The 24,678-nt window shown below is 46.6% G+C and carries 21 protein-coding genes; 7 read left to right on the top strand and 14 right to left on the bottom strand.

The features are described 5' to 3' along the window. Window positions 1–28: 28 nt before the first annotated feature. The 3 genes from F3I09_RS03290 to ubiE are packed head-to-tail and all read right to left on the bottom strand — an operon-like array spanning window position 29 to window position 2,838. Window positions 29–1,372, bottom strand: a complete 1,344-nt coding sequence (locus F3I09_RS03290) for a dihydroorotase (RefSeq protein WP_149693603.1) — start codon at window positions 1,370–1,372, stop codon at window positions 29–31. 57 nt (window positions 1,373–1,429) lie between these two features. Beyond that, on the bottom strand, window positions 1,430–2,071 hold the full coding sequence (locus tag F3I09_RS03285) for an outer membrane beta-barrel protein (protein ID WP_223233115.1): 642 nt from the start codon (window positions 2,069–2,071) through the stop codon (window positions 1,430–1,432). Between the two features lie 32 nt (window positions 2,072–2,103). Beyond that, entirely contained in the window at window positions 2,104–2,838 is a 735-nt protein-coding gene (ubiE, locus tag F3I09_RS03280; RefSeq protein ID WP_149693602.1) for a bifunctional demethylmenaquinone methyltransferase/2-methoxy-6-polyprenyl-1,4-benzoquinol methylase UbiE, read from the bottom strand. 80 nt (window positions 2,839–2,918) lie between these two features. Here ubiE and yihA point away from each other — a divergent pair, with 80 nt between their 5' ends. Continuing rightward, window positions 2,919–3,527, top strand: a complete 609-nt coding sequence (gene yihA, locus F3I09_RS03275) for a ribosome biogenesis GTP-binding protein YihA/YsxC (protein WP_149693601.1) — start codon at window positions 2,919–2,921, stop codon at window positions 3,525–3,527. Window positions 3,528–3,542: 15 nt separating this feature from the next. Here the strand turns inward: yihA and F3I09_RS03270 are convergent, their stop codons facing one another. From F3I09_RS03270 to F3I09_RS03230, 9 genes are all read right to left on the bottom strand, one after another. After that, window positions 3,543–3,947 carry a hypothetical protein gene (locus tag F3I09_RS03270; protein WP_149693600.1) on the bottom strand — a complete coding sequence of 135 codons (405 nt, stop codon included), beginning with the start codon at window positions 3,945–3,947 and terminating at the stop codon, window positions 3,543–3,545. Window positions 3,948–4,398: 451 nt separating this feature from the next. Continuing rightward, window positions 4,399–4,872, bottom strand: a complete 474-nt coding sequence (locus tag F3I09_RS03265) for a ribonuclease H-like YkuK family protein (RefSeq protein WP_149693599.1) — start codon at window positions 4,870–4,872, stop codon at window positions 4,399–4,401. 204 nt (window positions 4,873–5,076) lie between these two features. Continuing rightward, window positions 5,077–5,445 carry a CoA-binding protein gene (locus F3I09_RS03260; RefSeq protein WP_149693598.1) on the bottom strand — a complete coding sequence of 123 codons (369 nt, stop codon included), beginning with the start codon at window positions 5,443–5,445 and terminating at the stop codon, window positions 5,077–5,079. An 83-nt stretch (window positions 5,446–5,528) separates the two neighbouring features. Further along, on the bottom strand, window positions 5,529–6,473 hold the full coding sequence (locus tag F3I09_RS03255; protein WP_149693597.1) for a TIGR01777 family oxidoreductase: 945 nt from the start codon (window positions 6,471–6,473) through the stop codon (window positions 5,529–5,531). A 64-nt stretch (window positions 6,474–6,537) separates the two neighbouring features. Then, on the bottom strand, window positions 6,538–7,044 hold the full coding sequence (locus tag F3I09_RS03250; protein WP_149693596.1) for a GbsR/MarR family transcriptional regulator: 507 nt from the start codon (window positions 7,042–7,044) through the stop codon (window positions 6,538–6,540). Between the two features lie 120 nt (window positions 7,045–7,164). After that, window positions 7,165–7,554, bottom strand: coding sequence for a VOC family protein (locus F3I09_RS03245; protein WP_149693595.1), 390 nt, complete (start codon window positions 7,552–7,554; stop codon window positions 7,165–7,167). A 167-nt stretch (window positions 7,555–7,721) separates the two neighbouring features. Next, a complete protein-coding gene (locus F3I09_RS03240; protein ID WP_149693594.1) occupies window positions 7,722–9,362 on the bottom strand; it encodes a pyruvate dehydrogenase complex dihydrolipoamide acetyltransferase in 1,641 nt (546 codons plus the stop codon). An 84-nt stretch (window positions 9,363–9,446) separates the two neighbouring features. Next, window positions 9,447–11,336 carry a DNA polymerase III subunit gamma/tau gene (locus F3I09_RS03235; RefSeq protein WP_149693593.1) on the bottom strand — a complete coding sequence of 630 codons (1,890 nt, stop codon included), beginning with the start codon at window positions 11,334–11,336 and terminating at the stop codon, window positions 9,447–9,449. 122 nt (window positions 11,337–11,458) lie between these two features. Then, window positions 11,459–13,540 (bottom strand): M48 family metallopeptidase, encoded by a 2,082-nt coding sequence (locus tag F3I09_RS03230; protein WP_188133663.1) that lies wholly within the window; start codon window positions 13,538–13,540, stop codon window positions 11,459–11,461. Between the two features lie 292 nt (window positions 13,541–13,832). Here F3I09_RS03230 and F3I09_RS03225 point away from each other — a divergent pair, with 292 nt between their 5' ends. Continuing rightward, entirely contained in the window at window positions 13,833–15,215 is a 1,383-nt protein-coding gene (locus F3I09_RS03225; protein WP_149693591.1) for a response regulator, read from the top strand. 67 nt (window positions 15,216–15,282) lie between these two features. Here F3I09_RS03225 and F3I09_RS03220 read toward each other — a convergent pair whose 3' ends face one another. Next, entirely contained in the window at window positions 15,283–16,443 is a 1,161-nt protein-coding gene (locus F3I09_RS03220; protein ID WP_149693590.1) for a hypothetical protein, read from the bottom strand. 204 nt (window positions 16,444–16,647) lie between these two features. On the opposite strand from F3I09_RS03220, the gene F3I09_RS03215 reads away from it, so the two are divergent. From F3I09_RS03215 to F3I09_RS03195, 5 genes are all read left to right on the top strand, one after another. Continuing rightward, window positions 16,648–17,898, top strand: a complete 1,251-nt coding sequence (locus F3I09_RS03215) for an efflux RND transporter periplasmic adaptor subunit (protein ID WP_149693589.1) — start codon at window positions 16,648–16,650, stop codon at window positions 17,896–17,898. A gap of 4 nt (window positions 17,899–17,902) precedes the next feature. Beyond that, window positions 17,903–19,252, top strand: a complete 1,350-nt coding sequence (locus F3I09_RS03210; protein WP_149693588.1) for an ABC transporter permease — start codon at window positions 17,903–17,905, stop codon at window positions 19,250–19,252. Further along, window positions 19,245–20,720, top strand: a complete 1,476-nt coding sequence (locus tag F3I09_RS03205; protein ID WP_149693587.1) for a TolC family protein — start codon at window positions 19,245–19,247, stop codon at window positions 20,718–20,720. Before F3I09_RS03210 ends, F3I09_RS03205 begins: the two co-directional genes overlap by 8 nt. A gap of 36 nt (window positions 20,721–20,756) precedes the next feature. Beyond that, window positions 20,757–21,362, top strand: a complete 606-nt coding sequence (locus F3I09_RS03200; protein ID WP_149693586.1) for a hypothetical protein — start codon at window positions 20,757–20,759, stop codon at window positions 21,360–21,362. 936 nt (window positions 21,363–22,298) lie between these two features. Next, the gene (locus tag F3I09_RS03195) at window positions 22,299–22,823 is read left to right on the top strand and encodes a GNAT family N-acetyltransferase (protein WP_149693585.1); all 525 of its coding nucleotides are present in this window, start codon (window positions 22,299–22,301) and stop codon (window positions 22,821–22,823) included. On the opposite strand, the gene F3I09_RS03190 is transcribed toward F3I09_RS03195, so the two are convergent. Next, window positions 22,824–24,203 (bottom strand): DUF6600 domain-containing protein, encoded by a 1,380-nt coding sequence (locus F3I09_RS03190; RefSeq protein ID WP_149693584.1) that lies wholly within the window; start codon window positions 24,201–24,203, stop codon window positions 22,824–22,826. Window positions 24,204–24,678: the final 475 nt, after the last annotated feature.

The raw sequence follows: 24,678 nt of genomic DNA, 5'->3' as shown, positions 1-24,678 counted from the left end.
ATTTTCCTTTATCTGTTGAATATGATGATCAACGGTTAAATAACAAACGTTGTCCTCTTTCTGCTTCATTGAAGCTGCCATTCTCATAAGCCAGGTGACCGTTCACAAAAGTGTGTGTAACAGCAGCCGGGAAAGTATGTTCTTCAAAAGGAGACCAGCCGCATTTGTAATACACATTCTGCTTGTCTACCATAGTAGCCTGTTGCAGATCAACGATCACGCAGTCGGCAAAGTAACCTTCCCGCAGGTAGCCCCTGTCTTTGATCTGGAAACATACTGCCGGTGCATGGCACATTTTTTCCACCACTTTTTCCAGGGTAATATTGCCCAGTGACACATGCTCCAGCATCAACAGCAGGCTATGCTGCACCAATGGAACGCCGGAAGGGGCCTGTAAATAGGGTTGATGTTTTTCTTCCCAGGTATGCGGCGCATGGTCTGTAGCAATGATATCCAGCCTGTCATCCAGCAATCCTTTCCATAGCGCATGTTTATTGTGTGCTGCTTTGATGGCCGGATTACACTTGATCAGGTTGCCCCGCGACGCGTAGTCATCGGCAGAGAAATGCAGGTGATGCACACATACTTCTGCAGTAATGCGTTTTTCTTCCAGCGGCAGCATATTGCTGAACAGCTGTAATTCCTTTTCAGTTGAGATATGCAGGATATGCAGCCTTGAATTGAATTTCTTGGCAAACTGGATAGCCGCGAGGGAAGACTCGAAACAGGCTTCTTCATTGCGGATGATCGGGTGATAGTCTACGGTGAGATTTTCTGCACCTACTTCCTGTTTGTATTTTTCCAGGTTGGCTTTGATGATCTTTTCATCCTCACAGTGTGTGGCGATCAGCAGTTCACTACCTGAAAAGATCTGTTCCAGTGTGATGTAATTGTCCACCAGCATGTTGCCTGTAGACGATCCCATGAAGATCTTAACGCCACAGATCTGATCTTTTTTGGCGTTTGTTTTCAGTACTTCTTCCACATTGTCATTGGCAACTCCCATAAAAAAGGAATAGTTTGCCAGTGAATGCTGTGCAGCAATTTTATATTTATCTTCCAGTAATTCCTGTGTAAGTGCCGCCGGCTGTGTATTAGGCATTTCCATGAAACTGGTGGTGCCTCCGGCAACTGCCGCGCGGGCTTCTGTATAGATGGTGGCTTTGTGCGTGAGACCGGGTTCACGGAAATGGACCTGGTCATCAATAACGCCGGGCAGCAGGTGTTTGCCTTCCCCGTTAATTTCTGTGTATTGACCGCTCACATTTAATTGTGGCGCAATTCTGGCGATACGGCCATCTTGTATATATACGTCCTGAACAGTAGTGGTGCCTTCATTGACCACTGATATATTGCGGATGATGTAATTCATGGCGCAAAGATAGTAAATAGACGATTTGTCAATAGACTAACTATACGCGATGGAAACTCAACCTTCCAGGTGGATGGAAAAAACGATCATTCTGGAATTCAGCTTGTCGATCACATTGGAGTAACGCAGATGTTCATCTTTCACATGTACGTTACCAATACCGTTACTGATCTTGAACTCGGGAGAGAAGATAAAGCTGGGGAAATAGAACTCGAATCCGGCTCCGAACTCATAACCATAATCGCTTTTTCTGATCTTCACCAGGTCTTCCGCACGGCGGGCCCTCGCATTGGAAGCGAGGTCGTAGTCATACTTCAGACCACCGATCGTATACACGCGCATGTTACCGATACGGTCTGATTTGAATTTCAGTTGCAACGGGAAGCTGAGCAGGATAGACTCAATATTCTTGGTCGTTTCCCTTGCGGGATAGTTCTCCTTATAATAAAGGTTCTTGGAGGCAAATAATAATTGCGGATTGAAGCGGATATCAAAGTTCTCGCTCAGGCGTACGTTTCCCAGTAACCCCAGGTTGAAGCCGAAGGTCCTTAAAGGTTCAGCCACCATGATAGAGTCCTGTTTGAGGAAGATTTCATCATGGTATAGCTTGAAATTGGAATTGTTGCCTGCAAGTGTGATACCAAAGTAATAGGGCTTGGCGTCATGTTCTTCCATGTTCATCACAGACTGCGCTTTCACGCTACCTGTATTCCATAGGATTACCAGAAGTACTAGCGGGATGCGCAATAAATAGAGCTGATGCCGAATGTGAGCTTTTTGCATGTTACTGCTTGGAAACCGGTATTAATTAAAATATTACACATTTCCTGACCTTGTGGGAACGCTTTCACTGACTCCGGCAGATAGGTATATGCTGCTTCGCTCCTGGCTATCCATTTCCCGATCAAAGGTGTAATATAACGAAAATATAAATTATATAATTGTTTAATAGGAAAAACAGTTGGATTGGAAAATTCCAATATTACCAGCTTTCCTCCCGGCTTGAGTACACGTAACATTTCTGCCAGTCCTTTTTCCAGATTCTCGAAGTTACGTACGCCGTATGCTACCGTTATAGCATCAAACGTCTTGTCTGGAAAACTTATTGTCTCACTGTCGCCCAGCTGAAGGGTTATTTTGTCGGATAGTCCCAGTTTATTGATCTTTTCACGCCCGTGAGCAAGCATGCCTTCGGATATGTCAATCCCGGTTATTGTATTGGGTTGCAGCATCTTATTTGCCATAATGGCAAAGTCCCCTGTACCGGTAGCCACATCGAGCATTTTCTTTGGCTGTAAGGCCTTTAATTGTTTCAAAGCCTTCTTTCGCCATTGGATATCAATGCCTAATGACATGAAATGGTTAAGGAAATCATAGCGGGGCGCAATGTCGTTGAACATGGTCGCTATCTGTTCCTTCTTGCTTAGTTCTGATGTGGCAAACGGTACAATCTTCTTATCTGACATAGCCCGCAAAGTTAGGAGAAAATAGAGAAATGCCGGCAATAAGTAAATTTTCATGAACTTTGTGCCCGAAGAGTAATAATATGATCATCAAGAGCGCAGAATATCTCATCAGTAATGTTGACTGGCAGAAATGCCCCACACCAAACCTTCCGGAATACGCCTTTATAGGCCGTTCCAACGTGGGGAAATCTTCCCTGATCAATATGTTGGCAAACAATGAAAAGTTGGCTAAAACGTCCGGAACACCCGGTAAAACGCAGCTTATCAACCACTTCCTGATTAATCAGGCCTGGTACCTGGTGGACCTGCCGGGATATGGCTTCGCTAAGGTGAGCCAGTCGCAACGCAGATCCTGGGAGCAGATGATCGAGAATTATCTCCGTAAAAGACAGAACCTGGTGAATGTCTTTGTACTGATTGACAGCCGTCATACCCCTCAGAAACTGGATATCGAGTTCGTTAACCAGCTGGGAGAGTGGCAGATCCCTTTCTCCCTGGTATTTACAAAAGCAGATAAGAGCACTCAGGCGGAGACCAGCCGGAATGTAAAGGCATTCCTGAATAAGCTCAGGGAAAGTTGGGAATTCCTCCCGGCCCATTTTGTAACCAGTACAGTGAAAAAGACAGGCAGAGATGCGATCCTGTCAAGTATAGACGAAATGAATACAGAGTTCCGGGCCATTGCCTAGCCCGGCAGTAATTGTTTAAGGTTTCACCCTTACATACACACGGCCAATATGAACATTGGAATGCACTGACAACAGGGATAATGTATCATTCCCGGTGATGTTGCAGCTGAATATCCGTGGATTCCATGGATCGCTGTCTGCCACCAGGTAGGGCTGATGATCGCTTTTCAGGGCCATCAGGAAGGTTTCCCTGGAGATCAGTGAGCCACGGTTGTAGGTGAGCATATTGTTACCATCGAATTTCAGGATCTCTGAAAACGTAGTGTCATGTTTGACCAGGTCATTACCCCCCGTCTGTTTGGAATACAGCAATTTCCAGCTGCCCTGCAGCTTTTGGGAAGAAGTGTCTGAGATAGTCTCTTTTTTGCACGAGGAGTTGGCAAATACTAACAGTAGTATGACAGTTATGTAGGCACGCATGTTGGACAGCTATTCAGTAAAATCAGTATAACAGTATATCAGTATAACAAGTATAAATTAAGGAATTTTTTTCAATTTAAAGAGTTTGGCCTGGAAGAAGAAAATGGCAATTGAAAGGACAACATCACATAGTGAGACCTGGCCTGCGTTTTAGACGGTTACCTTTACAAAGAGTTAACATTACAATATTTCACCGGAAATTCCGTTGTCACCTGTCTGAGGGTTACCTGGCCGGGGAAGGACGCCTTCCTGGTCGTCCTCCAACTGCTTATCTCCTGTTGTAACGTGTTTGCGGCCCATTTATAGCAGCTATTTCTAACATGTGTTGACCGTCCGTGTTGTGGGTTGCCAACATGGGGGTATATCTGTATCGGTTTTTCTGGGGGAAAAAAGCCCCCGGATGCGGAAGAGCGCATCCTGACAGCGGGGAAAGTAATATCAGCCTGCAGGCTTAGTTCACTACCTTATCCGCACAGCAGCTGCTGGCAAAGGCATCTGGTTTTGCTTTGAAGGCAAAGCCCATTCCCAGTATATAACCCATTGCTTCACGCAGGGCCAGGTTACTTTTGAACTGGGGGTTCGTGTTAATGTCTGCATGTACTTCCATGTCCACATCGTACTCAGTGAACATGTCACACAGTTCATAGGCGATCTCAATACTCTTCGCTACTTCAATGAGCATACGCTCCTTGATGGAATAAGAGTCGCGTGTTTTGTCATTGTGGATGAACATGAAACCTCCATGTCCTTCACGCAGGAAAACGATCACTGTTGCAAATTCTGTTTCTGCACCTTTTACCTGTGAGTCCGTGCCAATACACACTTTTAAGTGAAAGCCCTTTCCGGTTTCCCGGACAATTGCCTGGCGTACTTCTTCTTTAATGGGCAAATGAATCGGTTCGCCGTTGAATCTTCTCCATTTCATGATAATATATATGATTAGAGTGAATAGGCGTGGTCGTTAAGATTACATTTATGCCGTTCTATCGTGATAAATCCTTGCTGGTAGGGGAATACTGCAAGTAATATACAAAAATTAATCAGGAATCAGATGAGAGAAAGCAAGAAATAATGGCATATTATTCCGGAACGGATAGCATTTCACAGGGATTAATACCGGCCATTAGTCTTAATATTGGCCGGTACTCAGCAACACCAGCGTACAGGCTTCCATTGTCTCAATGCCTTTACTGCCGGCTATTGCAGCCAGTTCTTCATTCTCCGTACCCGGATTAAAAATAATGCGCTTCGGGTGCAGCTGCAGGATATAGTCGTAATACTCCCGTTGTAGCACAGGGTTCATATACAGGGTAACGGTGTCCACATTTGCCGGTACCGGATGCTCTTTCGTAACGGGGGTATCGCCTATCTGTGCCTCCTTTTTGCCGATAGCAAGTATAGGATGGCCATTTGCTGCCAATCTGGATACTGCCAGGTAGCTATATCTCGCCGGGTTGGGAGAAGCGCCTAATACAACCGTGAATTTCTTATCGTTCATAACAATCCTTTTAAATGTACCCGCCAGGGTATAAACCCCGGCAGGTACTTTCTATGTAAGAGCAAACATTAAACCATAATGATCTATATAAGATGATACCGACGCCTTGGCAGTTGCCCGATAATATTTTCCATGGCAGACTGAAGCTCAGGATATTCAAAAACAAAACCTGCCTGCGTGGCGCGGGTAGGCAGTACCCAGCGACTTTTCAGCAGCAGCTCTGCTTCTGTGCCAATAAGTCTGGCCCCGATACGCAACATCCAGGTGTAGGCCGGCAGGCCGAAAATATGCCCTGCCGCTTTCCGTAATGTCTTCATAAACTGCCGGTTGCTGACTGGATGAGGGGCGGCGCAGTTAAATACGCCATCCAGCGCAGGATGTTCATACAACCACTCCATCATCCGGCATACATCGGCGATATGTACCCAGCTGAATCGCTGCCTGCCGCTTCCCTGGTAGCCTCCCAGCCCGAATTTGGTCAGGTTGAGGTAAGGCTCCATGACGCCTCCCTGGTGACCAAGGGTAACGGCTATACGGAGGATGCCTTTGCGGGTGCCCGGCGTCTCTTCGGCATTAAAGGCCGCTTCCCAGCGCTTGCATACCTGCACGGAAAAATCGTTTTCCATCTCTCCCGTAAATTCATCCATAGGCCGGTCTTCCGCATGCCGGTAAATAGTGGCGGAAGCAGCATTGATCCATAATGCCGGTGGATGTTGCAAGCTCCGTATAGCAGCTCCCAGCACCGATGTGGCATTCGTCCTGCTGTCAAATATCTCCTGTTTGTTTTCTTCCGTATAACGGCAATTCACACTCTTCCCCGCCAGGTTGACCAGCAGATCTGTATTTTCCAGCTCCTTTGACCAGTTTCCCAGGGTCTTGCCATCCCATTTGACATAACTTACCCGGCCATGTCCGGCTATAGGATGACGGGTGAGAATAACAATGTCATTATCGCTGCCAAAGTATTCGATCATGCCTGTACCAATGAACCCTGTTCCTGCTGCAATGACTATTTTTTTATTTTTCATGGTAAGTGGATTAATACTGTTTCTGAACTTTCAATAAAAAGTGAAACATATAGGTAAAAAAATATTACTTGAATAATTTTATAAGCGTTCCATAGAACCAGCTTTCCTCAGACTTTACAAAGGAATTGATCACCTTATCTGTCTGGTGGGCAAACTTATTGATCCCCTGGATGGAGTCTTTGAAGGCTTTTACGTGTTTATCTTTCGCATCTCCTTCTACATCCTGCAATTGGTTCAGGGTCTTGAGAATAGGATCCAGCTCGCGGCGTTTTCTCTCCCTGGCAATCTCGGTGGCAACCTTCCAGATATCCTTCTCTGCGGTAAAATATTCCTTTCTCTCCCCGGGTATCAGTACACGGTCTACCAGCCCCCAGTTGATCAGTTCCCGCACATTCATGTTTGTATTGCCTCGGGAAATATTCAGTTCCGCCATGATATCGTCGGCGCTCAGCGGATCAGGCATGACCATCAGCAACGCATGGATCTGGGCCATGGTACGGTTAATACCCCATTGAGCTCCCAATGATCCCCAGGTTTGTATAAACTGCGCTTTTGCTTCTGCCAATTTCATGTAATCCTTCTTTTCGTTACTCAAATGTAATGTTAAGTTATTGAACTTTCAAAAGAAAGTGAAAGAGAGAAGAGGTCTAACCAGGTAAGAAATAATCGTGTTTGTTGATTTTCAGCCGTTTTACCGGCTGGAATGCAGGGCAACTCTGTTACCATCGGGATCAAAGAAGATGGCGTAATATCCCAGGTCCTGTAGCTCAGACACCGGGCGTTTATCCAGCTCTATCTTGCCGCCTGCGGCTTCCACACGTTCCAGCACATCTGTGAGGTCATCGCCGGCATGCAGGTAGATCAGCGTACCACGCTGGCTGGGAAAATATTCGGAGCCCTGAACAATGGCTCCGCCAATACCATTATTTTGTTTGTCGAACAGAAAAAATGCTGTCCTTTTCAGACCCAACTGTTCTTCAGGCATTTCATAGTTGAATATTTTGCTGTAAAATTTCCTTGCCCTGTCAAAATCATGTACAGGGATTTCGAACCAGCTTAACGCATTCTTAGGAATCTCCATTGATCAATTAGTTGTTGGGGAGCAACTTAAATTTAATCATTTATACAGCAATTCCCAAATTCTGATGCTGAATAACAGTGTGTTAAGATGATAGGGGAGGGATCAACGAAAAGAGGCGTCCCGTGTAACCGGAACGCCTCTTCTATAGTTAGTTGTTAATGTAGTAATTATACCAGCATAGTTACCGGATTTTCCAGGTAGCTCTTCAGCGTAGCCAGGAAACGTGCACCTACAGCGCCGTCCACGCTACGGTGGTCACAGCTCATGGTCAGCTTCATGATGTTCACCACTTTGAACTGTCCTTTCTCGGAAACTACTGTTTCTTTGATACCACCAACAGCCAGGATTGCGGAATCCGGTGGGTTGATGATAGCCGTGAATTCATCGATACCCATCATACCCAGGTTGGAGATAGTGAAGGTATTGCCGGAGAAATCCTGTGGCTGCAGTTTCTTGTTCTTCGCTTTGTCGTACAGTTCTTTCGCTTCACCAGCTATCTGGCTCAGGGTTTTCTGATCAGCAAAGCGGATCACCGGAACGATCAGACCATCTTCGATTGCCACAGCGGAACCGATATGTATGTGATGGTTCTGGCGGATGAAGTCTCCCATCCAGCTGCTGTTCACATCAGGATGTTGACGCAGTGCCAGGGCGGAAGCCTTGATCACCATATCGTTGAAGGAGATTTTAACCGGAGACACTTCATTGATAGCTTTACGTGCTTCAATGGCTTTGTCCATATTGATATCTACTTTCAGGTAGAAGTGAGGTGCAGAGAATTTGCTTTCGCTCAGGCGTTTAGCGATCACTTTACGCATCTGGCTTAACTGAACATCAGTGTAACCTTCCTGACCTGCCGGAGTGAATGCAGCAGCTTTAGCGGCTGGAGCAGCACCTGGTTTAGCGGCAGCTGGAGCTGCGGATGGAACATAACTGTCAACATCTTTCTTCACGATCCTGCCACCGTCGCCGGAGCCAGTCACTTTGTTGATGTCGATGCCTTTTTCTTCAGCCAGTTTCTTAGCCAGCGGAGATGCTTTCACACGTCCATCTTTGCTTTCTGAAGCTTCAGGTGTAGCTGCCGGAGCTGCAGATGCAGCCGGAGTAGCTGTTGATGCTGCCTGTGCGGCTGGTTTTGCACCACCGGCGCCTTCTGCTGCGAGGATCGCATCTACATTGGTGCCTTTTTTACCTACTATTGCGATGATGCCGTTTACTTTAGCAGCGTCACCTTCTTTTACGCCTACATATAACAGTTCCCCGTCAGCGTAACCGATCACTTCCATGGTAGCCTTATCGGTTTCTACCTCAGCCAGCACATCGTCACTCTTCACGGTATCGCCTACTTTTTTATTCCAGGCTACGATCTTACCTTCCGTCATGGTATCGCTCAACAGCGGCATACGGATAACGGTTGCATTTTTCAGCGCTTCTGCAGCAGCTGCACTATCAGCACTGCTGGCTGCCGGGGCAGGAGTAGCTGCTGGAGCTGCCTGCGCTGCAGGCTTGGCTTCCTGTGCCGCCTGGCCATTATTATTACCACCACCGAGTAAAGATTTATAATCTTCTCCTGGTTTTCCTACAATTGCTATAATCTCGTTTACTTTAGCAGCCTTACCTTTCTCGACACCAATATATAATAGAGTACCTTCCACATAACCCATCACTTCCATGGTGGCTTTATCTGTTTCCACCTCAGCAATTACATCGTCTGCTTTTACGGTATCTCCTACCTTTTTATGCCATTCCGCGATCACCCCTTCAGTCATTGTGTCACTCAAAAGGGGCATTCTGATAACTTCTGCCATAGTATTTTTCCAAATTTTGCCCAAACCTACAAAAGAAATGCGAATTGTGAAAGTTAGATTACAGAAGATATTTCTGTAAACCCCTTAAAAATCCAGTTCCATATTCAACTTATCTTTCAGTTCCTTTATCAGCGGATATTTTTCTGTCATCTTCTGGAACTGTTCACGGCTGGAAAGTGGCGCGGGGCCAATATCCATCGTCTGCTGGGTCTCATCGAGCTGTAAGGTCAGCACGATGGCCGGGTTATGAAACTTTTCTTTGAAGAAAGCCGAAATAGAAAGCTTTTCTTCTTCCATGAAGCGGAATTGCACAATATTCCTGCTTACAATGGCTATTTCCTCAGGTCCTGCCAGATTAATAACAGCCAGCTGAAGATTGCTCACAACTGTCATTTTGTTAGCCTGTCTGAAAGTATCTATGAATTCCTCCCAGTATACATGGAGCGCTCCCAGGGTGATAGGGATGATCTCCCGTACCGATTGCACTGTTTGTTTTGCTGCCAGCGCCTCCTTCATGGCGGCAAGACCGGTCAGTTTCGGTTGAGGACCGGCAGCCTGGCCCGGTCGGGGCGCAGTGGCCGTCGTTGACGTTACAGGCGCTGTAGCGGGCTGCACCGGAGGTGCTTGCCGTTGTACAGGCTGTACGGGCTGGGCAGCTGTTTGTTGTATATGCTGGTTGACAGCCGGAGGGGGTGTCTCAATGGTCAGTCTTGCTTCATTGGCAGCTATGGAACCGGTAGTAGCCGACTGGCCTGCCATCGGCTTAGGTCCCGGCGCCGCCTGTATAAAGGAAGACCTCAGTTTCTGAGGTACGGCGCCATCAGCTACCAGTTTTTTTTTTACTACCTCTCCGGTTTGGTCATCGCTGACTAAGGTAACGGCTTGCTGAAGGAAACATAGCTTGATCAGCGCCATTTCCACATGCAACCTTTTGTTGCGCGCCATCCTGTAGTTGATCTCCGTCTCATTCAGCAGGTGCAGTGCCGTGATCAGGTAAGACGGGCTTACCTTGCCGGACATCTGCTTGTACCTGTCCTTGAGATTACCGGATACTTCCACCAGGTGCAGCACCTTTTCTTCCTTGCTCATCAGCAGGTTACGGAGAAACTCCGCCCAGCCGTTCAGGAAGTTATCTCCCTCAAAACCTTTCTGTAAGATCTCGTCAAATATCAACAGGGCAGTGGCAACATCCTGTTGCAGCACGGCCTCCATCACTTTAAAGAAATAATCGTAATCCAGGATGTTCAGATGCTCCAGCGTGTTCTGGTAAGTCAGGTGCCCGCCGGTGAAGCTGACGATCTTATCCAGTGTGCTGAGTGAGTCACGCATACAGCCATCCGTTTTCTGCGCCACCAGGTGCAGTGCATCAGATTCTGCCTGGATATGCTCCTTTTGACAAATCTCCTGCAGATGGTCTACCGTATCCTGGATAGTGATACGTTTGAAATCAAAGATCTGACACCGGCTCAGGATAGTCGGAAGGATCTTGTGCTTTTCTGTGGTAGCCAGGATGAAGATGGCATAAGAAGGGGGTTCTTCCAGCGTTTTCAGGAACGCATTGAATGCGGAAGAACTGAGCATGTGAACCTCATCTATGATGTATATCTTATATTTTCCCGCCTGAGGTGCGAAACGTACCTGCTCTACCAGCGTCCGGATATCATCTACGGAGTTGTTGGAAGCAGCATCCAGCTCGTGGATATTGAAGGAGCTTCCTTCGTTGAAAGAAGTACAGGAATGACATTGATTACATGCTTCTCCGTCAGGCTGCAGGTTCTCACAGTTGATTGTTTTGGCCAGTATACGGGCACAGGTTGTTTTACCCACACCTCTCGGACCGCAGAACAGGAAGGCATGTGCCAGCTGATTGTTACGGATCGCATTTTTAAGGGTGGTCGTAATATGTGATTGTCCGACTACGGTTGAAAAATTCTGTGGACGGTATTTACGGGCTGAAACGATAAAATTCTCCATATATACAACGCATTCGCGAGGGCCGAAAGTACAGAAAATTGTCCATAGTCCCTAGCCGCTGCCCCATAGTTCATAGTACCTGCCGGGATGGTAACTACTTACATATTAAGAAAAGTAAACCGTCAATGAGCAACAGACAGCTCGCTGAAGTCAAGACAACGATAAAGAAAGGCTTTTTTCATCAGTACAATGCTGTTATTGTAATGGTCAGATACGGCAGTGCTGATCTCGTGCATAGCTTCCAGTTCTTCCGGCAATGGCAGGTGTTCCCGTAGGTAAGGATACTGGTATTGAATAAAATGCGTCACCTTTTGCTGCAGGTCCGGTTCCCACTGGTCGCTGATATGATGCTGAAACAAAAGATCCTGCAATAACTGTTGCAGTTGTTCCGCCTCCTGCCGCAGCATCTGGAGCCGGGGATCCGTTTTTGACGGGGGAGTATCATTACCGCTATAAAAGACCGGAATACTTTCGATAATGATGGCAGCTATTTCATTGAGCGCACCCGCCCTGGTCTGATGTGAAAGAATACGTTTGTACTGTTCCTGCAAGTTAGTAGCTGCTTCCAGTGCCGTTTGCAGCGCAAAGGTATAATGATAACGAAGGGCGAGCAGGTCATGTTCCTGCAGCCATTCCCCGTCCCTGCTGATCTGCTGCTGCAATTTATCCAGTATCCTCGATGCTTCATTACTGCGGTACTGCACATTCCCATAAGTGAATTGCGTTACCTGGATCTCTCTGCAGACAATCGCCTGTAAGGTAGCCGCGTCCTGCACATCCCGGAAGTAATGACGGATCTGTTGGCGGTGTTCTTTTGCATATAGAGTAGAAAGGGTGTACAATGTTTGTTCTTCCTCAGAAAAAGGTTCCAGTCTGCCGGAAGGAATGTCAGAGAAAGGCCTGTCGTCGTAATAGTTGTTATACGGAGCAGGAAAAGTATACTGCTCATGGAATGCTTCAATCTCCCTGATAAGATCTTCCGCAGGCTCCCAGTGTCCGGGCGTTTCTTCCGGCGTCAGTACCTGGTAGACCTGCCGGGACATCTGCTCCTGTAATCTTTCCGCATCATGAAACAGCGTCCATGCACTTTGCATGATCGTCACTCCGGGAATGTTGGCCGCCTGGTAACGTTGTTCGCGTTCCTCCTGTGTAGGATGCGATGCCCAGTGATCACGGAACTGCACCTGGCTTTTCACCGTAGTGCCGAATTGGTCGTCATTATACTGTGGCAGTTGTTGATGGTCCAGGGGAGTACTGTGCTGTTTCGCATGATATTTTATGAGCATGCTATGCGCTTCATAAATATTCCGGATGAACCGCTGTTGCCGCGACCACGTCGTTACGCTTTGCAGCAGCTGCTGAAAACAGGCATTGCTCATTTCTGCCCGGCGCATGGCAGAAATGGCGGTGTCTGTCCCGCAGATAGAAAGCGCTACTTCATCGGCATTAAATTCCATTTCACGGCTTAAGCGCATATACTGCCGGTTGATCAGCGCATGCATATTCCGGAAAAGATAATGTAAGCCTGCCGCCAGTATCACAAACAGGCGGGATAACAATGCCGCTAACAGTCCTTTGTTGGAAAGCCATATGATAGCATTCCGCCAGCTTTTATTTTCGTAGAGAATATTGTAAATGATCCTGTTGATCGTATATACGTGCAGGACCAGTTTCATACTGCGTTGTGAGAAATGCCCGAACTCGTGTGCCAGCACCATTTTAAACTCACTGATATTAAGGCTGTTCACCATGCCGAGTCCTATCACCAGGTTTTTGTCTGCTCCACCGAAAAGCCCCATAATACCAGGAGAGTGAAATACCACTGCATTGACATCTGGTACGAGATAGACTTTTTTCGGCAAGGGGGCCTTTGCCTGCTTTACAAGTTTGTGTATAAAATCAAACAACACAGGTTGTTCTTTCTCTGTAACAACGGTACGGTAGGGCACAGCGGTCTTATGCCAGCTAAAGAGGAACAGCACAATGAAAACTGCCTGCAAAATGCCTATTAGTACCAGCACGGCACCTGCCATGGATACAAATATGCCGGAAATGCCATGGTAAGAAGCGTAGACAATAAGCGTACTTCCGCTCCAGGTACAGGCTGCCGTCAGCAGTAAAGAGCATAATAATAAAATGATATAGGTCACATAAAACAACAGGACACCGCCTGTCATTCGTAGCACCTCTTGTTTAAAGTACATACCTGACGTCATATTGCGTATAATTCACAATAGTTTTGGGAGCCTCCGCATTGGCTGTTGGACATAGTATTAACAGGTAATAGTGGAGTGTATCAGCTCATGATAAATATACTCCTAATTTCTCTGCCGGAACATAACACGAAAGGGAAATAATTTTCCATCTCACAGCTTTTAATTAAATTCGGTACATCAATGTAGCCTGTTAAAAGACCGGGTTTAGAAGAGTCAGGAACTCTTAATTGATTGTTAGTTTAACGCCACGCCAACTTTATTCATCTTTTAATTGCATACGATGTATCTATCGCTTGCTTTTGGATTAATCCCATATACACTCTTCCTGTTCGTGATTGTAAATACCCCATCAGTAAACGACATCACTGTTCCGGCAGTTATTACTGTCATTGATTCATCATTTTTATTGCCTGTGCTGTTGTTCGCGTTTGTGCTTGTTCTCTTGTATTATGTCTGGCATCTCCGAAAACAAATAATACACATAAATCGTACCGGGAAAGAAAAGATGGATACCCGTTTGAATATCATCAATAATATCAGCCAGGAAATGCGGACGCCTTTGAATGCTATTATCGGGTTTAGTGAACAGCTGTCTTATACTGCGCTGGATTATAATCAGCGGGAACTGCTGGGCACTGTTGAAAATGCAGCCGGTATGCTGATGCAGATACAACAGAATATCCAGGAGCTGGGCTGGTTACAGAAGGGGAAGTTGCATCTTGATACTTATCCTTTTTCGCCTTATAAAATATTTGATACTGTTACCGCTAAACTGTCTTCCCGGGCGCACAACAAACATCTCATGTTTGAAGTTTCCTGCGAAGGAGAACAGCAGCTGGAAGTGAGTGGAGATGGTGAACGTCTCAGCCGGATCCTTTTCTGTCTCGTGGAAAATGCTATTAAATATACCGATACCGGTAGCGTACACTGCTATATGCAGGTAGAAAAACTGGTATCAGGAGACGTACAGGTAAATATCCGGATAAGCGATACTGGCAGCGGTATTACGCAGGAAAGACTACCCTTTATATTTGATCAATATATGTACAACAGGACCTCTGCTGCAGGCGTCCTGCACGGAGCCGGATTGGGACTGGCGCTTGTCCGGGCGCTGGTGGAATTACACGACGGTCAGTTAATCGTAGAGAGCACACCGGGAAAAGGCAGCTGTTTTTCCTGCTCCCTCAGCTACCGGGGCTTACCTCCGCCGCAAACCATCGTCGTTACCCAGCAGGAGGTTAGCCAGATGACCGGTCAGTTTATGAAAGATCGGTATATACTGGTGGCAGATGATCAGGAAATGAACCTGATCCTCATGGAAAAGATCCTGACCCGCTGGCAGTGCAGATTTGATAAAGCGCCAGACGGGGTTGCCGCCTACGAATTATTTGTCTGTAATAATTACGATATGGTGCTGCTCGACCTCCAGATGCCCCGTATGACCGGAGTAGAAGTGGTAAAAAGGATACGGGAAGATAAAGAGCCCGCCAAAGCACGGGTACCCGTGCTAGCCCTGACGGCAGATACTACCATGCCCGGTAACCGGGAATTCATTGATGCGGGGTTTGATGATTACCTCCTGAAGCCTTTCCGGGAAAAAGAGATCTATAATGTCATTATCCGGCATCTCCGGCCCCTTCCTGTTATTAATGTCCCCCGTTAGAGAAATGGCCGTTCCAACTCTGTAAGGAGCGCCATGTTGCACCCCGGGGAGTATGTTTGTGCAACCGTTAAAGCATAGGATGACGGTGGAATTCTTTTGTCCTGTCAAAAAGATAGCGATAGGTAATAAGCTTACGGCTGGGCCGAGTACCCAGGCTTTCGGCAATATTCAGCATTTTAGGATTAAAGTCACCTATCCATTGCAGCTCATACTGCCTGTAGGAAAGTGTACCCTGTATCACCTTGGCTCCTTCTACGATCATAAAAGCATCCACTCCCTTACCCTGAAACTCTGGTACCACACCAAATACTATCCCCGTGAATTTCTTACACTTCTTCATCAGTTTCATGTACACAAACTGTAGTTTCTGGAAGAGGCCGAACTTTCCGTTCATATGTTTGAAAAACTGGTTCAGTTCCGGCAGGTTCAGCCAGCAGGCAACAGGTTCATTGTTGTGATACGCAAACCAGACGATCTTTTCGTCCATAGCGGGAGCCATCTGTTTGAAGATATTCAGTGCCTGTTGTTTGGTAATATCCTTACCGCCTTCATGCCTGGCCCATGCCTTGTTGTATATAATGGTGAAATCCTCTGCGTATTTTTCCAGGTTCTTCTTATTGATATATTCCGCATGAAAGGCAGGATCCTTTGCAATGGCTGCATGCCGTGCGAAGAATTTATCCTGCAACTGTGTATCTACACCCATGGAATAACAGATCTGCTCGAAAAACGGCTTGAAGCCATATGTCTCCATCAGCTCTTTATAATAAGGCGGATTGAAGTTCATACCGTAAAGCGGCTCATAAAATCCTTCTACCAGCAATCCCCACCAGCGGTCACGCTCCCCGAAATTAATAGGGCCGTCCATTGCTCCCATACCCCTCTCTTTCAGCCAGTCGCGGGCAGTATCAAACAGCAGGTTGGCGGCTGCCTGGTCATTGATGCAATCAAAGAATCCAATACCACCTGTCGGTTGGGTATCTCCTTTTGTCTTGTATTTTTTATTTACAAAGGCGGCAATACGCCCGATCAGTTTACCGTTTTTATCCTTCAGGATCCAGCGTATACATTCCCCCTGTCTGAAAGCTTTGTTCTTCTGGGGATCGAATACCTGTTCGATATCTTTGTCCAACGGCCGTATCCACTCAGGAATATGTTTGTTCAGGACCACATGTGTGTTAAGAAATTGCCTTGCTGTCTCTTTATTATTTACGATCACCAGTTCCATAGGGAGCTAATTTGAGGTGCAAAAATAGTGTTTAAAGTCGATAGTCGATAGAGTGGAGGAAATGGGACCTATAAGTACGCCATTTGTCGATAATGGTTGCTAATGCAGGTACTTTTAACATTTATTTTTCAAATGGACAATTACTTTTATAACGTGTCTGTAGCTAGATAGTGTCCCGGCCTTTCATAATCCATTTACCCACTTATGCTTAAAAAGAAAAGGTGGCTGCTGCCTACCATTGTTATTCCTGTCCTTGCGATCTGTTATTTTCTGTTTTCTGGTAAAGCTGCCGACAGCAGCATTACTGCCAAAGTACGTAAAGGTAGTTTCCGTGATGTTGTAAACAGTTCAGGAGAACTGGAAGCGGAAAATACTGTCTACGTCTCTGCACCTGCAGATCTGCAGGCAAACCAGATCTATGATGAGATCAAGATACAGGATATGGTGGCCGAGGGGTCCCATGTAAAAGAAGGCGATTACATTGCCACACTGGACCCAACGTTGGTGAATAAACGCATCAGCGACGCGCAGCTATCTTTCGAGAAGTCGAATTCAACAGTCACCCAAACGGCACTGGATACAGCACTTACTTTAAGGGAGGCTCGTGATCAGATGACCAATCTTCAATTCCAGATGGAACAGAAAAAACTGGCCCTGGAACTGAGTAAGTACGAGCCTCCCGCTACCATCCGACAGGCAGAGATAGACCTGGAAAAGGCGCAGCGCGACCTGGTACAGATGAAAGACAATTACAAGATCAAACAGCAACAGGCTGCCACAAAGATGGTACAGGCACGTCGTGAAGCAGACGAATTCGGCCGGCAGATAGGAAGGTTGGAAGAACTGAAAAGCCGCTTTATGATTAAAGCGCCAAAGAATGGATTGCTGGTATATATCAATGACTGGGCCAGCGGTGGTAAAAAGAAAACCGGCTCGGTTGTACGCTCCTGGGACCCGCGCGTAGCCATGCTTCCGGACCTCTCCACCATGTTGTCCAAAGTATATATCAATGAAGTTGACATCAGTAAGATACACCAGGCACAGAAGGTGACAATGGGACTGGATGCATTCCCGGAAGTGAAGATGGAAGGGATTGTGAAGACAGTAGCCAATATCGGTGAGACCCGTCCTGGCGCTACTGCCAAGGTTTTCGAAGTAAATATCAAACTCAATAAAGTGGACTCCATTCTGAAACCCGGAATGACCACCTCCAATAATATCCTGATCAGTGAATTGCCTGGTAAACTGATCATCCCGCTGGAAGCCGTTTTCGCCAGCGGTAAAACCAGTTATGTTTATAAAAGCAAATCAGGTAATATTTCCAAACAACAGGTAGTACTGGGTAAATCCAATGATGAAGAAGTGATTGTTGAAAAAGGACTGACGGAAGGAGAGGTTGTTTATCTCTCTGAACCGGCATCAGCAAAAGACATGAAAATAACGACATTAAAATAATGTAATGCTGGACCGTAATTTCAACAACCTATATATCGCCCTGGATTCCCTCGGTGCGAACCGGCTACGTTCTTTCCTCACTGCACTTGGAATTATTTTCGGTGTAGCTGCGGTCATCGCCATGCTGGCCATCGGCAGAGGCGCACAAGCGGAGATCCTTGAGCAGATGAAGCTTGTAGGTGTGAATAACATTGTGATCAAACCTAAGGCAGAAGAGAAAAAAGAAGAAGAGCAACAAAAGGGATCAGACGAAAAATCAGGACCTAAAACTGCTGCCACAAAGAACCGTTTTTCCAAAGGATTAAGCCTTGAAGATGCACAGAGCATCCGCCGCATCATTCCCACTGTAGCCGCTATCAGCCCGGAGATGATCCTGGAGCAGGATATCATCTACGGTAGTAAAAGCAGCAAACTGAAAATAGTTGGAGTTGAGCCGGCCTTCTTTGAGATCAACAACATTAAGATCGGTGCAGGCACGGTATTCAATGAGCGGCAACGCGTGGCTGGTGAAGGCGTATGTATCATCGGCAGTGATGTAAAACGTAAATTCTTTATCTCAGAAGATCCGCTTGGAAAAACTATTAAATGCGGAACACAATGGCTGAAGATCATTGGTGTAACAGAAGAAAAGACAATCAGCAAAGCTACCAAAGACAACCTTGGTATCAGGGATTATAACCTGGATATCTATATACCTATTCAGACATCGCTGATCCGTTACAAGAATCCTTCCCTGTACCTGGGATCAGGTGATAACGGAATGTTCTTCGGAAGAAATAATGAACCTCCCCAAAACAAGATCTTCCACCAGCTGGACGAACTGGTGATACAGGTACATGCGGCAGAATCATTGTCTGAATCGGCAACTATCATCAGCCGCATGTTGCGCCGCAGGCACAATGATGTACTGGATTTTGAGATCACTATTCCAGAGCAATTACTCAAACAACAACAGAAGACCAAAGACGTATTCAACATTGTACTAAGCGCCATTGCAGGCATTTCACTCCTGGTAGGAGGCATTGGCATCATGAACATTATGCTGGCTTCTGTACTGGAACGTACGCGCGAGATAGGCATCCGTCTGGCATTGGGCGCACAGAAGAAAGACATTGTTATGCAGTTCCTGTTTGAGTCGGTGTTGATCAGTCTTACCGGAGGAGTGATCGGTGTGATACTTGGTATTTCAGGCGCCTACCTGGTTGATAAACTGGCCGACATACACACCATTGTTTCAGGCATATCCATCTTCCTGTCTTTCGTGCTGGCGTCTGCCGTAGGACTCATCTTTGGAATTTCACCTGCCCGTAAGGCTGCTCATAAGAACCCGATTGAATGCTTGCGACATGACTAAAATACCTATTCTGTTTACCTTTTGTGGACTATTCACCTGTACTGTTACCTGCGCACAACAAACACTGTCCTTACAGGGCGTTGTACTACAGGCGCAGCAACAATCCCCTTCTTACTATAGAGCCCGCAGCAGTGCGCTCAACAGTCTCTATGCCTTCAGATACTATGTAGCTGGCCGTCGTCCGCAGCTAAGGTTACAGGCGACTAACAGTAGCAGCTTCCTGGGAAATATTGAGAGTATCCGTCAGCCGGATGGGACCTATGCCTTCAGCCGCAGCTCCTACTCATTTACCTTCACCAGCCTGATAGCGGAGCAGGTAGTACCCTTTACCGGCGGACTACTATCTGTTGCCACGAACCTGCAGCGTAACGATGTATTTGATCCTACTTCAGGAATCAGTTATTTGTCTACGCCTTTCTCCGTCAACTATTCACAGCCTATGCTGTTGTATAATCCTTATCGCTGGGATGCCCGTATACAACCATTGCTGTATGAAGAGTCTAAAAAGCAATACATAGAGGCGCTGGAGAAAACAGGACTGGAAGCTTCCGGGTATTTCTTTGATGCATTAATGGCGCAACAGCAGGAGCTGATCCTGCGGCAGAATGTGGCCAATACAGATACATTATACCGTATCTCCAAGGGACGTTTCGAACTGGGGAAGATTGCAGAAAATGAACTGTTGCAGATAGAACTGAACTTACTCAATGCCCGCAACAACCTGGAACAGGCTACGCTAAACAAAGAGATAGCCTACCGGCAGCTAACGCAATTTCTTTCCCTGCCTAAAGGCAGTACCGTACAAGTTGCCTTACCCGACACTGTCCCTTCCTTACAGATCCCGCTCGACATAGCACAGCGGGAAGCACAGGACAACCGGCAGGCGGTGCTTGCCTTCCGCCGGCAGCGTCTGCAGGCAGAGCAGGAAGTAGCAGAGGCGAGAGGTAACAACAGCTACCAATTGAACCTTTCCGCAAACTTCGGACAGGCGCGGCAGGGTACCAGTATTAAAAACGCATACGGCGGCGGTAATTTGCAGCAGAACCAGTTATTGAGTGTCGGCATCTCCATACCGATTATCGACTGGGGAAAAGCCCGTAACAGGATCAGGCAGGCCAAAGCGAACCAGGAACTGATAGAGGTCGACATCCAGCAGCAGGAACGCAATTTTGAGCAAGAGATCTATCTGCAGACACAACAATTCAATATTCAGCAGAAGCTGTTTGAAAGTGCCGCCAAAGCTGATACAATTGCAAGGCAGCGTTATGAGATCACCAAGCAGCGGTACTATATCGGCAAAATATCTATCACCGACCTTAACCTCGCTCAACAGGAAAAAGACCTGGCCAATCAGAACTACATAAATGCACTGCGTTCTTTCTGGACGTCTTTTTATACGGTAAGACTGCTCACGCTGTATGACTTTGAAAGATCGCAGAAAATAAAATATGAGTTCGCAGAAAGATGAGGCCGGACTTGGCATTATTTTTTCTACTCGCTTGATATGAAGCGATATGCAGGTTTTACCGTTGTCATCATCTTCCTGATAATTTTCCTGGTCCTGAGTTATTCACGACAGCAGAGCCGTGTGAAGCAGGTGTTATCAGAAAATGAGCGGTTGATTAATGAGAACCGCGATCTGCGGCATTCACTGGATGTCAATAGTCAGACTGCGCGGCAGATTGCGGATAGGAGCGAAATTCGCGTGCGTTCCGAGGGGCAGTTTGTTGAAAGGCGGACTTACTATCGTCGTAACTGGAAGCAGTTTATTGCAGTCACTACAAGTGATTACCGTACTGGTTTCCTCGGTGGTATCAAAGATTTGCAGATTATCGTGCGGAATCAGTCGGAGTATCCGCTGGATAATGTAGTAGTTTCTGTGGAATATATGAGGGGGAATGGTGATGTCTTCAAGACAGAGGAATATACCATCAATGATGTGCCGGCGAAAGGCACAAAATCCGTACAGGCATCTTCCAGCCGGAAGGGACAGAAGGTTGAATTGCGGCTGCTCAGTATTACCAGTCAGCCGATGAACTTCTGCTGGTCTGCGAACAAGCCGGCGCCTCCTGGAAATCCGGATCCTTATTTGTGTACGCCACAGCAATAGACTGTTATAATGGCATGGCGTGTATACTGAGAGAAGAAGCAGAGAAGAAGCAGAGAAGACGTAGAGAAGAAGCGCTATAGATGCTTTTTGTGGTTTTTCTGTCATCCTGTCTGGTTTTAATGCCTGCAATCTTCCATTTGGCCTACGGCTACCGCCTGTTCTGATATGTTTCCATTTTTATAGCCTTGTTGATACCGCTGCGATGCCAGTATGGGCCTGCGGGCTGTACCCCTTTCCGAGCACTATATATTGAGCATCATTGAGCGTTTGGGCTTTAGAATGTCTGTTTAACTCCCATCAAACGTTTTGAGCCTCTCCAAGGACTACGTGCCCGCAGTCTCCATTTGGCTCGCAGCTGCTTCCCGGCTGCTGCCTGTTCTAATTCGTTTCTGCTCTATTGTCTTACTTATATTACTGCCTGCATCAATTACTGATCTCTCATCAATCCTTGTTGCTTCTCTGTTCAAGCGACCTGATGCCCGGAATATATTTTACCGGGAATTACCGTATTTGTTTCCTCTGAGGCTTCTTATATGAATCATACTTAAACTAAATACTACTAACTGTCAAATTCTTACAAAGTAATAGTTTCATACAATCTTTGTAAAGCTTCTATCATAGCGTGTTCTCGGAGATAACCCATATATAACCCATATATAAGCCATATATGACCCATATATAACCCATATTTAAAAGGTATGGGTTATATATGGGTTATATGTGGGTTATATATGAGTTGTAGAAAAAAAAGAAGCGAGATAACACCCTTTTAGTAGGGCGTACAGAACGGTCTAAAAAAGCAATAAAGAGGCTTTTCTATTCCTGCCAGGAAGCTTTCATTAATGAACACCCAACACAACAAGCCTGACATAAAACAGCCAATCACCCTGACCCGCGTCAGCCCGGTACTGAATTACTTACACTACTTTTGTCCTGATGTTAACGATTCGGAATCTGATATCACCAGTAGCCATCCCGGCTAATGTTGCGGAATTATACGAACAGGCATTCCCGCCTGAAGAAAGACGCAATTTGACTGCACAGCAGTTGTTAATGAACAATGGCGCCTTACGGCTGGCATTGCTGGAAAATGATGGTATTTATGCGGGTTTTGTCTTCTATTGGGAATTAACAGACTTCGTATTCATAGAACATTTCGCGATATCACCTGAACAGCGCGGTAATGGAATCGGCAGTGAGGTAATGCGCCTGATGGAGCAGGAGCACCCTCGTATAGTGCTGGAAGTAGAACCGCCGCATGCTGCTGATGCCATCAGGCGTATCCGGTTTTATGAAGGACTGGGCTTCAAAGCATATGCGTACCCTTATCTGCAACCGCCGTATCAGGCAGGAGGAACACCGCTCTCAATGCTGTTAATGCAGAAAGGTATGCCCCCGGAGGAACATACCTTTACAAAAATCAATAGTGAAATCTATCTTGAAGTTTATGGCTGCCAATGATTAGTTGCCGCCCCTGTTAGCTCTTTCACCACGTGAAGGCGATGGCGCTGCTGAACGTTCAGGAGCTGACTGCCTTTGTTGTGGCTGCATCTGAGGGCGAGCCTGCGGTTGCATTTGCTGACGAGGCTGAGGCATCTGTTGACGCGGCTCCATCTGTTGACGCGGCTGTTCCTGTGGCTGAGGACGTGGCATCTGCGGTTGAGCTGGTCTTACTGCAGGCTGTGGAGCCGGAGTCGGCGTCATAGGACGGGACTCTGGTCTGTTGAAACGTTCAGGCCTTGGATTATTGTAATTGTTGGCCGGATTGGCTGCCGGATCAGGTGTAGGAGAAGGCGCAGGTGTAGGCCTGTTTACAGGTGCAGACGGACGATTGTTCCTGTCGAACTCCGGCCGCATCGGGCGACTTTCAATTGTTCTGCCAGGAGCATTGTTATTAGGCACATCCGGGCGATTGATATTGTTCCGATCTATTGTTCTGCCAGGCTGATTATAGTCAGGACGACCATTGTTCCTGTCTGGAATGTTATCAGGACGGCCATCATTGTTCCTATCTACACGCACTGTTCTGCCCGGAGTAGCCGGCCTGTCGAAATTGTTCCTGTCGTTATTGTCACGACCGTTATTGCTAAAACTGCCTGAACGGCCCGGCGACGGCTGCGGACGGTACATCCTTACTTCACCACGATCCATAGTAGCACGGCCCGGGCGGTTGTCGCTTACCACACGTACGGGACGAATCTCATTACGGGTGTAATGTTCAACGTCACGGGTGGCAGGACCACGGTAGTAAGTCCGGTTGTTGATGATGGTAGTATTGTTGATGATCGTGGTATTGTTGTAAACATTTACACGTCTGCCTCTATCCACATAATACCTGTTTACATAAGGGCTGGTGATATACTGACAAGGTACGAAAGACCAATATCCCACAGGAATATTGAAGTTTACACCTATTGTCATACCAGGACCTAAAGGCGCCCATCCGTAATAGTCAGAACTGTTCCTCCAGCTTACCCATGCCGGTCCCCATTCGGTACCAGGTATCCACATCCAGCCATAGGCGTCATCGAAGGTCCAGCGTCCGTAGTGGAAGGGAGCCCATCCCCAGTCATAGTCGGACATCCAAGTCCAGCCGTAGTCGGTATATACCCAGTGACCGCCGGTAGAGTAAGGCATAAAGTCAGGCCCTGCATTAGGGATCCAGACCTGTCCGTAACTACCATAGGTAGTCCAGCGGCCATAGGGACTCAACGCATCATAGAAGCCTGATATAGAAACCTGTACCTGCTGTGGAGGCATTGTGGTGGCGCAGGAAACACCTGTCACAGCCATCGAAGCAGCAATTACAGAGAGAGTGATATAATGTTTTATGTTTTTCATATCTGATTGTTTTAAAAAGGGTGTGGCAACTTATAATTTGTCCCAAAACACGAATTGTATAGCGATTTAGTTCTACACGAAGGCTATAAATTTTAATTGTGAACGAATGCGTGGTGTATTAACAGTTGATCAATTGTTAAGGCTGAAAGCTGGCCTGAGCATCTCTTTAAGTTGATGGAACGGTGTCAGATTACGTAGCTTGACTGTAACAAATCAATATCTGTGCCTGAATCTTTAAATCCGCTGTCCTGGCAGGTTTGCTCAGTTTGGTAGCATCGCTTTTTAGCAAAATATTCACAGAAAGTGTTAAAAAAGTGTTAGACGGATGAAGGGCTGAAAGGTGGGACCACTAACGATTGAGGACTATTTCTAATATCAGGAATTGCTTATAATAAAAAAAGATTATCTATTCGGAAGGAGGTACTTGTATACGTTAAAAACCCTATCTTGCATACTGCATTCTTCGCCTGATACA

The sequence above is a fragment of the Chitinophaga sp. CF418 genome (assembly GCF_900142925.1).
Lineage (GTDB): Bacteria > Bacteroidota > Bacteroidia > Chitinophagales > Chitinophagaceae > Chitinophaga.
This window is presented reverse-complemented; position numbering and strand designations above follow the sequence as displayed.

Bases quoted from the DNA above. Each gene is read 5' to 3' on its own strand.
- F3I09_RS03270 (WP_149693600.1), bottom strand. From the start codon at position 3,947: ATGCGTGCCTACATAACTGTCATACTACTGTTAGTATTTGCCAACTCC.
- F3I09_RS03245 (WP_149693595.1), bottom strand. From the start codon at position 7,554: ATGGAGATTCCTAAGAATGCGTTAAGCTGGTTCGAAATCCCTGTACAT.
- F3I09_RS03250 (WP_149693596.1), bottom strand. From the start codon at position 7,044: ATGAAATTGGCAGAAGCAAAAGCGCAGTTTATACAAACCTGGGGATCA.
- F3I09_RS03200 (WP_149693586.1), top strand. From the start codon at position 20,757: ATGAAGCGATATGCAGGTTTTACCGTTGTCATCATCTTCCTGATAATT.
- F3I09_RS03210 (WP_149693588.1), top strand. From the start codon at position 17,903: ATGCTGGACCGTAATTTCAACAACCTATATATCGCCCTGGATTCCCTC.
- F3I09_RS03225 (WP_149693591.1), top strand. From the start codon at position 13,833: ATGTATCTATCGCTTGCTTTTGGATTAATCCCATATACACTCTTCCTG.
- F3I09_RS03190 (WP_149693584.1), bottom strand. From the start codon at position 24,203: ATGAAAAACATAAAACATTATATCACTCTCTCTGTAATTGCTGCTTCG.
- ubiE (WP_149693602.1), bottom strand. From the start codon at position 2,838: ATGTCAGATAAGAAGATTGTACCGTTTGCCACATCAGAACTAAGCAAG.
- F3I09_RS03265 (WP_149693599.1), bottom strand. From the start codon at position 4,872: ATGAAATGGAGAAGATTCAACGGCGAACCGATTCATTTGCCCATTAAA.
- F3I09_RS03215 (WP_149693589.1), top strand. From the start codon at position 16,648: ATGCTTAAAAAGAAAAGGTGGCTGCTGCCTACCATTGTTATTCCTGTC.
- yihA (WP_149693601.1), top strand. From the start codon at position 2,919: ATGATCATCAAGAGCGCAGAATATCTCATCAGTAATGTTGACTGGCAG.
- F3I09_RS03260 (WP_149693598.1), bottom strand. From the start codon at position 5,445: ATGAACGATAAGAAATTCACGGTTGTATTAGGCGCTTCTCCCAACCCG.
- F3I09_RS03230 (WP_188133663.1), bottom strand. From the start codon at position 13,540: ATGTACTTTAAACAAGAGGTGCTACGAATGACAGGCGGTGTCCTGTTG.
- F3I09_RS03290 (WP_149693603.1), bottom strand. From the start codon at position 1,372: ATGAATTACATCATCCGCAATATATCAGTGGTCAATGAAGGCACCACT.
- F3I09_RS03255 (WP_149693597.1), bottom strand. From the start codon at position 6,473: ATGAAAAATAAAAAAATAGTCATTGCAGCAGGAACAGGGTTCATTGGT.
- F3I09_RS03220 (WP_149693590.1), bottom strand. From the start codon at position 16,443: ATGGAACTGGTGATCGTAAATAATAAAGAGACAGCAAGGCAATTTCTT.
- F3I09_RS03235 (WP_149693593.1), bottom strand. From the start codon at position 11,336: ATGGAGAATTTTATCGTTTCAGCCCGTAAATACCGTCCACAGAATTTT.
- F3I09_RS03195 (WP_149693585.1), top strand. From the start codon at position 22,299: ATGTTAACGATTCGGAATCTGATATCACCAGTAGCCATCCCGGCTAAT.
- F3I09_RS03240 (WP_149693594.1), bottom strand. From the start codon at position 9,362: ATGGCAGAAGTTATCAGAATGCCCCTTTTGAGTGACACAATGACTGAA.
- F3I09_RS03205 (WP_149693587.1), top strand. From the start codon at position 19,245: ATGACTAAAATACCTATTCTGTTTACCTTTTGTGGACTATTCACCTGT.